The sequence below is a fragment of the Wolbachia endosymbiont of Drosophila innubila genome (assembly GCF_021378375.1).
Taxonomy (GTDB): domain Bacteria; phylum Pseudomonadota; class Alphaproteobacteria; order Rickettsiales; family Anaplasmataceae; genus Wolbachia; species Wolbachia pipientis.
In genome coordinates, this window is sequence record NZ_CP076228.1 from 478422 (window position 1) to 493756 (window position 15335).

Sequence of the window (15335 nt, forward strand, 5' to 3'; positions counted from 1 at the left end):
TAACCCACTATTGTATGACAAAAGGAACAGGATAAGCCTGTATTTTCGCCTATATGGCAGGCAACCCGCAAGGAATGCTGATGGATGTGCAGGTAAAGGATAATGGAGAAAGCGAATGCCATTTTGTAACGAAATGGATAGAATTTGTAACATTAATTCGCGTGAAAACGAGCAGACTTCCATTTGGTCCTTCATGACAAGAAACTTTGTTAACCACTTAAGGTAGGAAAGCAGATGATTACAAGTACAACTGTAAGTGCACCTACCAATAACTCCGAAGCATGGAACCAGTTACCCTGGAAGAAATGCCAAAAAGTTGTTATGAGGCTACAGAGGCGTATTGTTAAGGCTGTCCAACAAGGCAGATGGGGTAAGGTGAAAACTTTACAACACCTTCTCACACGCTCTTTTAGCGGCAAAGCTTTGGCGGTTAAGAGAGTAACTGAAAACCAAGGAAAAACACAGCAGGTGTAGATCGTCAAATATGGTCAACTTGCAACACAAAATTTCAAGGAATAAAGCTATTAAAACAAAGAGGATACAAACCTTCTCCGCTAAAACGGATATACATCAGTAAGTCTAATGGCAAAAGAAGACCTCTTGGAATCCCTACGATAAAAGATAGAGCCATGCAAGCATTATACTTGTTTGCTTTGGAACCGATAGCTGAAACGATCAGTGATCGTCACTCTTATGGTTTTAGACCAAAAAGATCCTGCGCAGACGCTACTGTGGCTTGCCACTTGTTACTGGCAAGCCGTAACCAACTACAATGGATACTCGAAGGTGATATTAAAGGGTGTTTTGATAACATTAACCATGAATGGCTCATGAAGCATATTCCTATGGAGAAGAAAATTCTTCATAGCTGGTTAAAAGCTGGCTTCCTAGAATCAAAAACTCTGTATTCCACAACTGCAGGTACCCCACAAGGTAGTATCATCTCTCAATACTAGCAAATCTAGCCCTAAATGGACTTGAAAAATCATTGGAAAGTCAATTTGGTAAACTTGGCAGTAAAAGAAGAAGCAAAATCAGAAGTGGAGTAAATGTAATCAGGTACGCAGATGACTTTATCATTTCAGGAATCACACGTGAAGTACTGGAAAATGAAGTAAAACCTCTAGTATCGTCCTTTCTTCAGGAGAGAGGTCTTATCCTTTCCGAAGAGAAAACAAAAATTACATCTATTACAACAGGGTTTGACTTTTTTGGTTGTAATGTACGCAGGTATAATAAGAAGTTAATTATAAAACCTTCAAAAGAAAGTATTAAGAAACTTAATAAAGCACGTACATTGATAAAGGCAAACATAGCGAACACTCAGGCCGTACTAATCAAGTTGCTCAATTCCCTATTAAGGGGATGGGAAAATTACTACAGCCATGTGTGTGCGAAAAGAGCTTTTAACAAAATAGACCATGAAATTATGTGTGCTCTATGGAAATGGGCAAAGAAAAGACATCCTCGTAAAGGATTACGTTGGATAAAGAATCGTTACTTCAAGGTAATGAAACAACGCCAATGGGTCTTTGCTGCACCCATATGCAAGAACAAACCGAAAGAGATAAGGTATTTAAGACTGCTTAGGTTGATTGATATACCTATCAGACGACATGTTAAAATCAGGGCGGATGCAAATCCACTTGACTTAAAATGGAAAAAGTATTTTGATGAAAGAGTGAAACAAACAAAAATGTTAGCAAGCTCTTTCTCAAGAGAAGGTTCTCTGCTGTTGGTGTCACCATTAAGAATGATGTTTTCTGAGGAATCATGAAGGACAAGCCGGTTCGAGAAAAGAAGGACTTAGATAAGGGGCTCAAGCGTAGTGTGGAGAAACCTGCATGCTGCGTTTCTAAGGGAGGGAGTAGTAGCAATACTACTTCCTTACCTAACCAGGTCGCTAAAACTAAGGGCTTTGAAAACGCGCACAACTTTATGCTGCTAAGGCTTACTCAAGACAAGCTGATAAATCTGGTAAATACGTTGATTTAAAGAAGATTTTCTTTATCGCGATTTCAAATTGTACCTTATTCCCTGATAAGCTTGACTATATATCTAGCCATACCATAAGAGATGAAAACCAATGAGCATGACTTAAAAGATTTTCAATTTATCTTCATAGAGCTGCCAAAATTTCCTAAGAGTAGAGAAGAACAACTAGAAAGTGTAGTAGACCGTTGGCTATTTTTTTTCAAATATGCAGATGAAACAACGGACGAAGATCTCAGAAAAATTGCGGAAAAATCACCAATAATAAAGCTAGCATATGATGAATTAGATAAGTTTCACTGGAATGAAAAAGATCTAATAACTTATGAAGAAAGAATAATGGATCTGCGCAAAGAAGAAGCCATTCTTGAATACAGACTTGATCTTGCTAAAGAGGAAGGTAGAAAAGAGAGGGAAATTGAAGTCGCAAAGAATCTACTTAAAGCAGGTGTTTCTATTGATATCATAGCTCAAACTACTGGTCTTACAGCTAATGAAATTAAAGACTTAAGCTCTTTGGATGTTTAGATGAACATCTTTGTACTAGATGAAAACCCAGAGATTGCGGCAAAAATGTTATGTGATAAGCATATAGTAAAAATGCTATTAGAAACTGCTCAGTTACTGAGTAATGTTTTTTCAATAGCATTAAAAGTGCCAAATCCTTTAGTCAGCATCACAGACCAGAATATAGAAGTTCCATATAAACTTACTCACAAAAACCACCCTTGTTCTCTATGGGCTAGACAATCCAAAGGGAACTTTTTCTGGTTAATAAAATACGGAAGGGAGCTGTGCAAAGAGTATACTTGGCGATATAAAAGAAAACATAGATCAGAAGAAGTTATAGATTGGTGTGATAGTAATAAGAATTTGCTTGTTTTTCAATCAACCGATATAAAGCCTTTTGTACAGGCGTTACCAGATCAATATAAGTCTAGTCATTCAGTAAAAGCTTACAGAGAGTACTACCTAAAAGAAAAGATGAGGTTTGCTAAGTGGGAAAAGGGTAGAGAAGTACCGGATTGGTTGCTAAGCAGAATCGTACGTCTGAAAAGCCGCAAATAAAAAGAACGCCTTAATTAGTAGAGAGGAAGGTGCATAAAAACTAAAACATCTTCTCACTTTAACTCTTAATTAGATTTGAGGTAAATCATTAAAATCTCCACTCTTTTAACTGAGTCTGATAAAATTTAAAAACGGCAGTTTATTGAATACTTTACATGATTAAACCATTAAAACTCTTCAATTTTACTGAATTGATGGTAATTTCAAGGTATTTGCTGCTCAAATTTAGATACATGCTAATTTCTCTATTATAAATACTTAAATTATAAACTATTTACTCTTTAATTTTGGTTATTAGTACTGCGATCCAGAGGTATTCCAACATCACTCACTTCAGAAGAGCAAAGTACTCTGATAATCTGGAATTTCAAAGTAAGGTCTCGATATTACTTCTTTTATAACCTAACGAAAATCTGAGTTCAGAACATAAAACCAGTCCCTTAATATAACTACTTTGCTGTTCCCTTACTATCATTTACAAAGAAGCCCTTATATTTTTCTACTAAATCTGGTCTTTTCTTCATCTATATCTCCTTCTACACCTAGAACTCTATTCGCCAATTCCCTATTCTCTAGAGAAATAAGTAATGCTCTATATCACCGTCAGAAATTAATCTGCCGCACCGAGAACTGATAGACCTTTTTATCTTTCCCATTATCTCTTTTCTTGGGGTGAGTAAAACAATATATTTTTCCACATAGTTATAAGCTGGGAACCATAAAAACAGCTTCATGATCAGCCATTTTAAAAGTTCGATCAAGTTCAATATTCCTAAGCGTTGTACTTGCCTTATATGAACAATAACATCCCAATGTAAGGAAAGTTAATGCAGTCAAAGCAAGTGAAATAGATATTCCTAAATGAGACATTGTTAAACTTGTGCCAACAGCAAATACTCCAGATAATATAAGAGAAGCAGAGGCATAAATTATTTGCTTTCTACTCTGAGCTCTTGCTTCTGAGAATTGAGATTTTACTGCTGAACTTTGTTCAGAGACTCGAGATAGGTTGCTAGTCCTTTTACTATAACCTTGTTTTACATTAACACCCACAGACTCAGTGGCAACTTTTGAATCCATCTCATCCTGGATTGATATATCAATATTTTCCGGCTGTTCATTAGCTAGAATAAGCTCATCATGCAAATTTTTTACAGAGCAAAAATGTAAGAGATCGATACTAAAGCTTTCTTCAATGCCTTTTAATCGTTTATTCTCTCCCTTTAATTGTTTTATATTTCCTCGTAATATACTATTTTCTAATAGCAATTCCTCACATTGTTCCCCTTTTGCATCTATCTCTTGTTCCAGCTTTACTAGTTTAATTTCACAGTCTTTACATAACTCAGCTTTTCCTTCCGGTACATCTGCATCCTCCACTTGTATACACGAATCTTTGGTTTCTCTTTTTGTCTTTTCCGCTCTTAACAAAGACCCATAATCATCTTTTAACTCATTTATTCTTTGCATTAATCGTTGATTGCTCTCATTCAGCCCATTTATAACTCCCTGCATCTTTTCTTCTTTATTAAGTAGCAATTCCTTTTCTTCTTTCGCTGTAGCAAATTTTTCCTTAAGTTCATCATTTTTTGCTAGAAAATCTTTATTCTCTTTTTCAAGTTTATCTACTTTTTTCTCTAACTCTTGAATACTGTTATCTAAGGATTCATTCGTCTTTTCAAATCTCTTCAATCTTTGTTCAAGATACATGCTTTTAGAATCACTTTGTAGTAATCTTGTACCAATATCTACGAGCATTTCTTCTACAAAATCCATAAACTTTTTGAAATGTCTCTCATGAACTATCACTTCTGCACTTAGTGTAGTATTACCCAGCTTTTCCACAATTTCTTGGATTTTTTTTAAACTATTGGATAATAGCTCCATTCGTTCAAAAATTTTAGTTACTTTACTTACGTTCAATTCATCACTCAGATCTGCATTACTAGTATAATTCTCACCAGTGGTAACTAGGTTAGAAAGTGTTCTATCACCACTAGAGGCAACTTGCTCTTGTCTATAATTTGTAGAAGTTCCTGTTGGACTAGTACCATTTTTCTGATCTTCTCTACTGCTTTCATTCGTAAAGCGCTTCACTCCCATTACCCTCCTAACATTCTCTCCAAGTTCTTCTCTTTCGATTATAATACGAGATTCATTTTTTTCATAGTTAATTTTATCATATAATTGTTCACATTCTTTGTAGGACGATATTGGTTGTAGCGTCTTCTTCTTTACTTCTTCATCGTAGAAAGCTCTCAGCTTATCATTTGATAATATTGCTATAGCTTCTTTTACATCAGGATGCAATTGAGAATGCCCATTTTTGCATGAATGAACACGGTTCAGTAGAAAAATCTTAACAGAGTGTTGCTTGTATTCCATAATTTCCTCTAATGTAATCCCCATAACTTTTTCTTGTGATTCTATGTATCCTAGAGCTTCTTCAAAGTCTTGTCTGTTAGAGGTGAGAGGTTGAGCTTTTTTTAACTTTTTGATCTCACTATCTTTTGGATGCACACCATTAACTTCAATAACAGGGATAACACTTGCAGAGTCAATCGCATTTAACACAATACTACAATCATCTTGATTTTTTAGGAAAGCTTTTAGCTGTTTTTTAAAGTTCAATAAATTACTTAATTTATCTTCATTAGTTTTAGATTTTTTGATTTGATCATAAACGTTTCTGGCTGCTTGGTTATTCTCTTTATCAGTCCTTATTTTACTTTCTAACTTACCAAGGAGTTTGCTCAGTGGTTTTTTAAGTTTCTTATAATCGTTAACAAGCAGTTCTCTTATCCGTCTTTCAAAATCTCCTTTTTCTTTGAATCTCAAAACAGTATATAGATCATCTTCAGCCCTCTGCTGATCGGATTTTGTATTTACAACCATAACCTTACACTAACAGATACTGCTGAACAGAACTTAAGGGCGAAGTTAAAACACACTTAGTTAAAGTCATAAGCACTTCTCCAATTAATCTTACTAATATTCTTCTGGAAAACAACATATCTACTGACCTTATTCTTGGGAATATAAATAGAAAAAGTGCATCACCTATAGTCTCCAGAAAACCTGGTGTTAGCTGTCAAATTAAGATTTCTAGAAAATACTCAATAATTCCAGACAGATTTCTCTAGGCCTGACCAGAACGTTTGGGTATCAAATAGGTCTTTCTGGAGTAATTAGGTGTTGTAACTTAGTTACAAATTTAGTACCATAGCGTTGTTTTCATGATATAGGGAGGTTTAAATGCCAATAGAAACAAAACGTCAGGCTGAAGTGCTTAAAAAGCTACAAGATGTGATAAAACATACAGATCGTGACATTGCGGCTGGAAGAAAGTTAGCTATTAAAAGGTGAGTCGAGACCTATATAGAGTATATCAAACTTTTTAAGGATGATAAGCTGGAATTCTTATATAATGTTTTTCGAGATGAAGGTTGTTGGTTAGGTACAAGGTTAAATAATACTGTTTTAGGTCAGAAATTGACTGAAGAGAAAATAGGAGAAATCGATAACCCATTACCAAGGTATGGTATGGCATCTAGGTACTGTATAACGGGCAAGATAGGTGATTTTTTCAACAAACAGTTTGTACTCTCTAGAGGTCAATTTACTTCAGAAGAGGTAGATAGTCAAGGTAATCCGATCAGTGATCAATATGTAAGAAACATTCTGCTATCATCCATGAAGAGAAATGGTCCTGTGTTTGATTTCTGGATCGATAGAGAATCTGGGGAATTAAAGAAGTATGATGCAGTAGAAGGTTTTGACAGTGCTGTAAAACTTAAGTGGAGCGAAGGGGTAGAGTATTTTTATAATCAGTTAGAGGAAAAAGATAAGGAGAAGAAGCTTACAGAAGCTATTGTTGCTCTTTCTCGTCCTCAATCTGTTGAGAAAGACGCTCCTATTTTAGATTTTTGTGTAAGGAATATAGGCGATAAAGATACTCTTTTACAGAAATTATTGCAGAAAGATAAGGGAGTATATTCCCTTCTTGCTGAATTAATAGAGTCATGTTTTTTTGATACGGTTCATGATTTGGTACAGTGCTGGTGTTATAAAGGCGTTTCAGCAGGAGGAGACTGTTCGGACAAGATATTCTCACAGCAAGACTATGAACTTTTTCTTTATTCACTTTCAAATGTGATGTTGAAAAATCCTGAGTTAAGTGTTCAAGCTAGATCCCTTATTATGGAGATTTGGAAATGTGAACGCTTTGCTGAATACAGAGAGACCTCTGTTAATACTTCTAATTATACAGTTCCTATAAAGAGTGTACTTGGGGGATTAATCATTAATTGGAAACGAGAAGATGTTTGTAAGCCCGATAGGGAAATAGAGAAAGAAGAAATATTAGATATGATTTCATTTGCCAAAGGTTGCTTTCCTGAAAAGTTTGACCTTTTTAAAGAAGTCATGATAGAAAATCTTAGAATATGTGGTAGGGAAGGAAAGAGGAAAGGTGTAGATTACGGCAAGTTTGCAGAAGAGTTATTTCTTCAGTTAGAGAAAGTAACTTTACCTTCTGTAGGTGATGGTCCTTGGAATAATTTGCGGTCTCAATCTAAGGTATCTTTGCCACTTGATGGTTCTGGTGATGGCCCACAGTCTGAGTTTGAAGCTCCTAGTGTGAGTGGTATTTCTGGTTCTCATAAGAAAAGAAGAATCTAGTCTACTCATTAATGTGAGTGGTTTTTCTGGTCTTAGCAAATAGAGAGGTGCTTTGTGTCTTTAATAAGAAGTTTAGTGGATGGAGATCTTGATGGTTTTAGACAAGAGTTTGAATCCTTTTTAGATCAATGTCCATTTTTCTTGTATCATGTAAGTACAGGACGTTTCCTTCCTGTATTCTTTTTCAGTATGTTTGCTACTGCTCATGATGCTAATATCTTAAAAGCAAATGAGAGAGTGTATTTTCGTTTTGATAATCATGGTATTGATACAGGTGGTAGAAATAGAAATACAGGGAACCTAAAAGTCGCTGTTTATCGTGACGGACAGCAAGTTGTCAGATGCTACAGTATTTCTGATCGTCTTAATAGTGATGGGTTAAGGTTCAGTACAAGGGAAAGAAATGCTCTAGTGCGAGAGATTAGAGGGCAAAATCCAAATTTAAGGGAAGAAGACCTAAATTTTGAGCAATACAAAGTATGCATGCATGGAAAGGGCAAGAGTCAGGGAGAGGCGATTGCAACAGTATTCGAGGTGATTCGTGAAAAAGATTCTCAAGGTAGAGATAGATTTGCTAAATATTCAGCGTCTGAGATTAGCCTTCTTAGGCATATAGAACGCAATAGGCTTAATGGGATTAATGCGCCTGCGCCACGCAGTTTGTTGACAGTTAAGGAAATAGGAAGTATACGACTCAATCAAGATCAGAGAGTACAGCTTGGTCATTTGGTCAATTTTGTGCAAGTTGCACCGGGTCAGCAAGGGATTTTCAGTTTTATGGAAGTGCTAGCAAGTAACCAAAGAATAAATATAGAACGTGGAATAAATGAAGGAATTTTGCCATACATAACTCGAATCTATCGTAGTTACCTAGGCAGCCTACAAAATGACATTCAAAATCGCAGTCAAAAGTTTGAGAGTCACGGATTTTTCTTAGGTTTGTTGGCAAATTTTATTCATCTCTACACAATAGATATTGACCTTGACTTGTCTCCTGGAAATTCATATGTTGCTTTTCTTATATGTCATCAGGCAGAGAGAGAAAACATTCCTATCGTTATTAATGTTACTAGATGGAGGACATCGTCTGATATTGCATTAAACCGCGCTAGAGCTGATGCTAAAAGATTACATGCTTCTTCATTTATATCTATTCACACTGAATCAAGAAATGCTGTTTGTATTGGATTAAATTTTAATCTGAATATAGATCCTTTTAGTATTGATACAGTAGAGTTTTTAGAGAATAGATTTCCTTTGGTACAAAGATTATTTGAGTGTTTGGAGGATGAAGGAATTAGAGAAAATATTAGAGATTTCTTGCTTCAACATCTTCCTAACGAAATACCAAGAAATGCAGAGAATTATAACAGAATATTTGATTGCATAACTGGTTTTGCTTTTGGGAATAGTATTTTAGAAGAGTTCAGATTAGTAAACGCAGTTCAACAACGTGTAAGAAAGTATATATTTAGATATGGTGATGAGAATCATGCTTTAACCATGGTCTTCCATACTCAAGGTTCTGATATAGTTATACTTCATATTAGAGATAACAACGCTGTACAACAAGGAGCCATCAATTTACAAGATCTTAATGTTGACGGAAATAATGTTCATGTACGGGAAGTTTCATGCACACTTAATAATCAACTTGGCCTTAATATTCATACAGATAACCTTGGTTTATATCACAATTACCAAAATAATAATCAAATAATTTTCTTGGTGGTAATCTTGTGCAAGTGCCTAATGCTGGAAATGTGCATAATGCTTTAAATCAAGTTATGAATGATGGCTGGCAAGATAGATTTCAGCATCAAGAATTATTTAGAAACATTTCTGCAGTATTAATGCCAGAAGATACGCATGGCAATATGATAATAGATGTAAATAGCAAAGATAAGTTTCGCTCTATACTACATGGTACATTTTATGCTAGTGATAATCCTTATAAAGTGCTTGCTATGTATAAAGTTGGTCAAACATATAGTTTAAAAAGGTGGCAGGAAGAAGAAGGAGAAAGGGTAATACTTACAAGAGTTACAGAACAGAGACTAGGTCTTCTATTATTAAGACAACCTACAGCAGATACTCACCCAATTGGATATGTATTAGGATTTGCTGATAATGCAGAAGAAGTAGAACAGGAGCAAGACGAGGCAAGGTACAAAATAACAGAATTGATGAGCAAACAAAGGGGATATTTGCCTATTACTTCTGGAAATGAGGTGGTTTTGTCTTATGCTGTATTTAATAGAGGTGCACAGAGAGCAGAAGACTTTATATCTCTTCCACAACAAGCAGTGTATGTACATAGACTTGATCGTCGTGGTCATGACTCAAGACCAGAAGTATTAGTGGGACCTGAAAGTGTTATTGATGAAAATCCACCAGAAAATCTATTGTCAGATCAAACTCGTGAAAATTTCAGGCGCTTTTACATGGAAAAAAGACCAGGACAGAACTCGATTTTTTTGCTTGATATAGATGATAATCTGCACGTTCCATTTAGTTACTTGCAAGGTACTAGAGCACAGGCAATAGAAACATTAAGGTCAAGAATAAGGGGAGGTGGTACTTCTACAGCACAAGGAATATTACAACAAATAAACACTATCCTTCGTAGAAACAACGCTCGTGAAATAGAAGATGTGCATAATCTACTTGCACTAGACTTTGCAACAGAAAATCAAAATTTCCGTTATTGGCTACAAACTCATAACATGTTTTTCGCTGCACGACAATATACTTTCCATGATGATCGATCTAATCCAACTAATGATCGTCATGATTTTGCAATAACTTCAGTAGGAGTCGATGGAAATCAAAATGATCCAACAGGTAGGGACTTATTAAGTAGTAACATAGATAACTTTAAACAAAAAGTAGATTCGGGTGAAAAAGATAGATTAACTGCTATTATTAATGTAGGTAATCGTCATTGGGTTACATTAGTTATTGTCCACCAAAATGGAAATTATTATGGGTATTATGCTGATTCACTTGGTCCAGATAGTCGTATTGACAATAATATTCGAGGAGCTTTAAGAGAATGTGATATTAGCGATGATAATGTCCATGATGTTTCCGTTCATCAGCAAACAGATGGCCATAATTGTGGCATATGGGCATACGAAAATGCTAGGGATATTAACCAAGCTATTGATCAAGCTTTACAGGGAAATAGTAACTTTGGAGAGAAAGGCGAAGGTATTATAGGTTATATACGTGGTCTTCTTAGTGCAGGAATTGGAAATGACACTAGACAACCTCAAAGAAATGAACAATACTTTAGAAATCGGAGAAGAAATATTTCACAATTATTCCAAAATGATTCTCTATCTTCTCCTAGGGGTAGGTTGATTCAAGGTCGTCCAGGAATTCAACATGAAATTGATCCATTACTATTACAATTTTTAGAACTCCAATATCCACAGCGTGGAGGTGGGGGAGCATTGCAATTAGGCGGAGAAAGAGTGATATCAATTGATTTTGGTCCGCAATCTGTATTGGATGAAATTGATGGAGTGAATAGAGTTTATGATCATAGCAATGGTAGAGGCAGTAGGTAGAGGTTAATAGGTGAATGAAGTATTTCTTTACTCCATATTTACGCGTTGGTTGTAATGGGTCTTTTAATTTATTTCTGCATATTTTTTTTGGGGGGTTGTTTATTAACAATAATATAGAAAATATTAATAAAGCTTTTGTCCATAAAGCACATTCATGAGAGCGATATTTTCTTAAAATCAGCTAGCTTTAGATGCTGAAGTTGTGTACCGTTTAGAATAACTTCCTTAATTTTGGATATAAAATAATTTAAACGTAAGATCCACTGTAAAAGATAAGATTTAATTTGGAAGAAAAATTGATGTGATTAGAACTTGACCTTACATAGTATAGGAATATTTTTTATAAAAAGAACAATATCCATTTGAAATGTAAAATTATCATAAATTTTTCTTTTTGTTCTCAAATGAATTACTATTAATTTAGTATTATATATTGCTAATAACTTAAATAATCCAACCATTTCCAGCAACAAAAACCGCTACCCGTGAGAACATTTTTCTTTGGGATGGGATGGTCTACCATATGTACCATACGAACTTTTTAATATAACAATTTAACTATACGCTAAAACTAGCTATATTAGCCCATTTCATCCATATCTACATACGAACTTTTTTGCCTAAGCTTATTGAAATAATTTAAATCTTCTATTTTTATAACCTTATTTTTACGCGGCTTGTTCTCACAAATATACGACCTTTTTTGCAATCTTAGGAAGAGTCAATAATTCAATTCCTTATAACACTAGCTAGCATGGTATCTTCACTAAAATATTTTTTTAAAAAGTTAGTTGACTTATAAATAATTCTCTACTAATACTAGCATATGTTTGTTTATTCTGCTGAAGTGGCTCCGCAGGTTACTGTATAAGCTTCAGCAGTTTTTGTACTCCTTTAAAGCATCATATTCCTATATATTAAATATAGCTGGTGTTCTCAATTTTGTTGATCTATAGTAAAATTGGCTAAAACTTCCAGTAATAAACAACTTTTAACCTAGCAGTACTCACCATAAAAACTTAACAAAAATATGTAGTAAAAAGATTATGTTGAAATTAACTTGACACATACTACACATTCTATATAATATATTCTATATCTAGAGCTAGGATGTAATATGGATACAGGGTCAGTAAAATATATTGCAGAACCTATCAGTGAACAAAGCAAACACACTGATGAGCAAAAACTGAAGTGTGACCTAAGTGCTGGACAAGAGTTTTCAGAAATAGGTAGCCCAAAAACAGAAGCAACTGGATTACCAGTAGATAGTTATTATGAATTCATTAAGCGAGGTTTATTTTCGGCTGATAGAAGTTTGGTAGATGATAAAAAATACTTAGAGGATTTAATAGATGAGTGGCTTATTCATGCACCTAACTTAGGACTGGAAGAGAGTCAAAAAAAGTTAAATCAAAAATTACTCAATAGTATTATAAAAGATTTTAATATGGGAAATTATGACTCATTTTCAAATCTTAAGCAGTTTTTAGAAAGTAACGGGAAAAATAAAGACCTGAAGTACGTTCTTAATCTAAAAAGAGGGCATCTAGGAACAACAATATTGAACGTGTTTCTCGAATACGACGAAATTATTCCTTCTCTTCTCAAAGCTGGTGCTGATCTAAATATGCAGGATAATAAAGGTAAAACACTTTTGCATGATACTGCTATTTATTCTAGTGGATATGAAGATCTTGGGTATCTCTTAGATGCAAAAGCTGATCCAAATATACAAGATGAAAAAGGTAACACACCTTTACACTATTATGCTGCTAAGTGTAGTGATCAAAGCAGAAAAACTATGGATTTGCTCATAAGCAAAGGAGCTGATTTAAGCATAAAAAATAACGATGGAAAAACTCCACTGCAAGTTGCAATTGATAATAACAACATTATAGGATGTTTATTAACTAATAGTCAAAAAAAATTAAGAGAGCAACTAGGTAAAATGCTTCTCGCTACAAGTTCTGATGAAGATTGGGATAATGCTTATGATCCAGAGGTTGAAAATCTAAGAAAGTTTTTAAATCAATATGAAAATGACAACGACTTAAAGATAGTTTTAAATGTTAAGGATGATAGTTCAGTACTTCTTGATTCGCCATCTCGTCAATTTCCTAATGTAAAAGCCTTGCTCTTAAAAGCAGGAGCAGCTGATTTTATAGGTAAAAAACAAGACAATTATGAAAAATGCGATAGTTTTTTATCAGAGATTTATCAAATAAATTACCTTGCTAAACGCAATGAGTTTTTAAGTAAGGTAGTAAAAGCTAAAAGCATGATTGAATTACAAGAAGTTGTAAATGAGATTATAGCTTCTGGAATGAGATTAAATTTTGCTAAAGACAAAGATTATTACTTTGCAGATCACGTACTAGAAAAAATTGCTCAGCTAGAAGGAAGCTATGGAATTGCCAGTGATATAGTATGTACATTAATATCAAGAGGAGCAAAGTTAAAAAGGTCAGAAAGTTTAAAAGTCATTGATACAACAGAATTAAAGTTCAAAGCTCATAAGGCTAATATGATCAGTGCTCATTTAGAGTATGTTAGTAATACTGAGGAATTTTTTAGAATTGCAAAGGCTGCTACCAGCGGTCAACTATATGATGGAAAAATCGATAATAATGTATTTTACTTAGAATACTCAGAGGATAGTATAATAGATGTTGCAAGAATCACAGATAGAACAAGAAATCTGGAACTAATTCAGGAATCATATAGAAGGGATATAATAAAAATTGGCAAAAGTAAGATGGAAATTATAACCGAAAACGGCATAAGGTATTACACAGATCTTACAGAAGGCAGCGATATAGTATTAACTTTCTATACTAGTTTGGGAAATGTAGATGTTAGACTGTATCCTGACGTACAGGATAAAAGCAAAATTATAGTAAAAGTGAGTAATAGAGAGGAAATATTAGAAAAATTCAAAGGTTGCGAAGAAGAGTTAGGCAATGATTGCGCGCTTGGCAACTACTGGGTCTACGATGCTATTGAACAGGGATATTTTGAAAGGTCTGGAAAACTTTGTCAATATTCCCAAACAGTTAGTTCATCTGCTAAAACTGTAAATAAAAAGCAACAACTATTACAGGATTTACGCAATATTGAGTCTAACATTGTAAAAAAGGAGAAGAATTTTGACATAAAAACCCACCTGATAGACATCTTTAAAACTTTATCTAGGTTCTATGAAGAAAAAGGGGATATTTCTAAAACAGACTTAGCTAAAGTAGCAGAAAAGGAAAGTAAAAAATTGGGGTTAGAAGGTAAATACAACTGGAGTAAGATTTTTGGTTTAGAGGGAGGAATTATTGAAAAGGCAGAAAAACAAGGTGATAAAGAGCAAAAATCAAACATACCTTATGACTTCTATTTAGAGCACGCAATCAATAATGGAAGCTGTTTTTTTGATTCATTCAGGCAAAGTCTAGAACAACAGAAGGGAATCAAAGTTACTGTAGAGCAGTTAAGGAATGAGTGTAAGAGATTTGCGCAAGACAATCCTCCAGAGTGGTTTATAAGTAAAATTGGCAATGACTTTGATGAGGTTGAAGGTGAGTTCGTAAATCGTAGAATTACGTGTAACCAATATATCAATAGCATTGGAAAAAATGAATTTTGGGGACGTTCCGATATCGAGGGCAGAGTACTTTGTGGTAAGTATGGTGTGAAATTGCATGTTGCAGAGAGTAATCCATTAAATGCTACTGGTGAGCAACAAGATCCATACTTGCATCAACTAATAGATAGTTCAGGATCAAGAAGTTCAGGTGAGTATAATAGGATAGATTATGATGACAATAATGTCTTACATATAGTAAATGGAGGCCATGATCATTTTCAACCCCTACTTTATAGAAATAAGGTCTTGGCAAAACAAACGCAAGAACAAAAATATTCCTTATGCTATTCAAGCTTGCCAAGCTGTAGTATGGATGAGTTAAAGATAGAAAAAGTATCTCATCAACAGAAGGCACTGCTTGTAAGTAGACCATAGCTTTGTATACA

7 protein-coding genes and 3 pseudogenes are annotated in these 15335 nt (G+C 34.5%); 9 read left to right on the top strand and 1 reads right to left on the bottom strand.

Annotated elements, in window-relative coordinates; genetic code table 11:
* Positions 1-53 precede the first annotated feature (53 nt).
* The 6 genes and pseudogenes from J4T77_RS02435 (at position 54) to J4T77_RS02460 (ending at position 3060) form a co-directional block, all read left to right on the top strand.
* Complete coding sequence (locus J4T77_RS02435) at positions 54-197, top strand: hypothetical protein (protein ID WP_173862902.1); 144 nt, start codon at positions 54-56, stop codon at positions 195-197.
* A gap of 37 nt (positions 198-234) precedes the next feature.
* On the top strand, positions 235-474 hold the full coding sequence (locus J4T77_RS02440; protein ID WP_233641101.1) for a reverse transcriptase N-terminal domain-containing protein: 240 nt from the start codon (positions 235-237) through the stop codon (positions 472-474).
* Between the two features lie 155 nt (positions 475-629).
* Positions 630-956: a reverse transcriptase domain-containing protein gene (locus J4T77_RS02445; protein WP_233641102.1), complete on the top strand. Its 327-nt coding sequence runs from the start codon at positions 630-632 to the stop codon at positions 954-956.
* Between the two features lie 32 nt (positions 957-988).
* Positions 989-1777, top strand: coding sequence for a group II intron maturase-specific domain-containing protein (locus tag J4T77_RS02450; protein WP_233641103.1), 789 nt, complete (start codon positions 989-991; stop codon positions 1775-1777).
* Positions 1774-2520 (top strand): annotated as a pseudogene (locus J4T77_RS02455) (Rpn family recombination-promoting nuclease/putative transposase). The gene J4T77_RS02450 and the pseudogene J4T77_RS02455 overlap by 4 nt, the downstream one beginning before the upstream one ends.
* A complete protein-coding gene (locus J4T77_RS02460) occupies positions 2521-3060 on the top strand; it encodes a pyrimidine dimer DNA glycosylase/endonuclease V (RefSeq protein ID WP_010082266.1) in 540 nt (179 codons plus the stop codon).
* 702 nt (positions 3061-3762) lie between these two features.
* On the opposite strand, the gene J4T77_RS02465 is transcribed toward J4T77_RS02460, so the two are convergent.
* On the bottom strand, positions 3763-5955 hold the full coding sequence (locus J4T77_RS02465) for a TomO hydrophobic C-terminal domain-containing protein (RefSeq protein WP_233641104.1): 2193 nt from the start codon (positions 5953-5955) through the stop codon (positions 3763-3765).
* 360 nt (positions 5956-6315) lie between these two features.
* On the opposite strand from J4T77_RS02465, the pseudogene cifA reads away from it, so the two are divergent.
* From cifA to J4T77_RS02480, 3 genes and pseudogenes are all read left to right on the top strand, one after another.
* A pseudogene (cifA, locus tag J4T77_RS02470) lies at positions 6316-7740 on the top strand (cytoplasmic incompatibility factor CifA).
* Positions 7741-7815: 75 nt separating this feature from the next.
* A pseudogene (gene cifB, locus J4T77_RS02475) lies at positions 7816-11315 on the top strand (cytoplasmic incompatibility factor CifB).
* Positions 11316-12432: 1117 nt separating this feature from the next.
* Positions 12433-15324: an ankyrin repeat domain-containing protein gene (locus J4T77_RS02480; RefSeq protein WP_223823063.1), complete on the top strand. Its 2892-nt coding sequence runs from the start codon at positions 12433-12435 to the stop codon at positions 15322-15324.
* The last annotated feature ends 11 nt before the right edge of the window (positions 15325-15335 follow it).

What these genes read in the sequence shown, in the direction of transcription:
- J4T77_RS02435 (WP_173862902.1), top strand. Translation starts at nt 54, where the DNA reads ATGGCAGGCAACCCGCAAGGAATGCTGATGGATGTGCAGGTAAAGGAT.
- J4T77_RS02440 (WP_233641101.1), top strand. Translation starts at nt 235, where the DNA reads ATGATTACAAGTACAACTGTAAGTGCACCTACCAATAACTCCGAAGCA.
- J4T77_RS02445 (WP_233641102.1), top strand. Translation starts at nt 630, where the DNA reads ATGCAAGCATTATACTTGTTTGCTTTGGAACCGATAGCTGAAACGATC.
- J4T77_RS02460 (WP_010082266.1), top strand. Translation starts at nt 2,521, where the DNA reads ATGAACATCTTTGTACTAGATGAAAACCCAGAGATTGCGGCAAAAATG.
- J4T77_RS02465 (WP_233641104.1), bottom strand. Translation starts at nt 5,955, where the DNA reads ATGGTTGTAAATACAAAATCCGATCAGCAGAGGGCTGAAGATGATCTA.
- J4T77_RS02480 (WP_223823063.1), top strand. Translation starts at nt 12,433, where the DNA reads ATGGATACAGGGTCAGTAAAATATATTGCAGAACCTATCAGTGAACAA.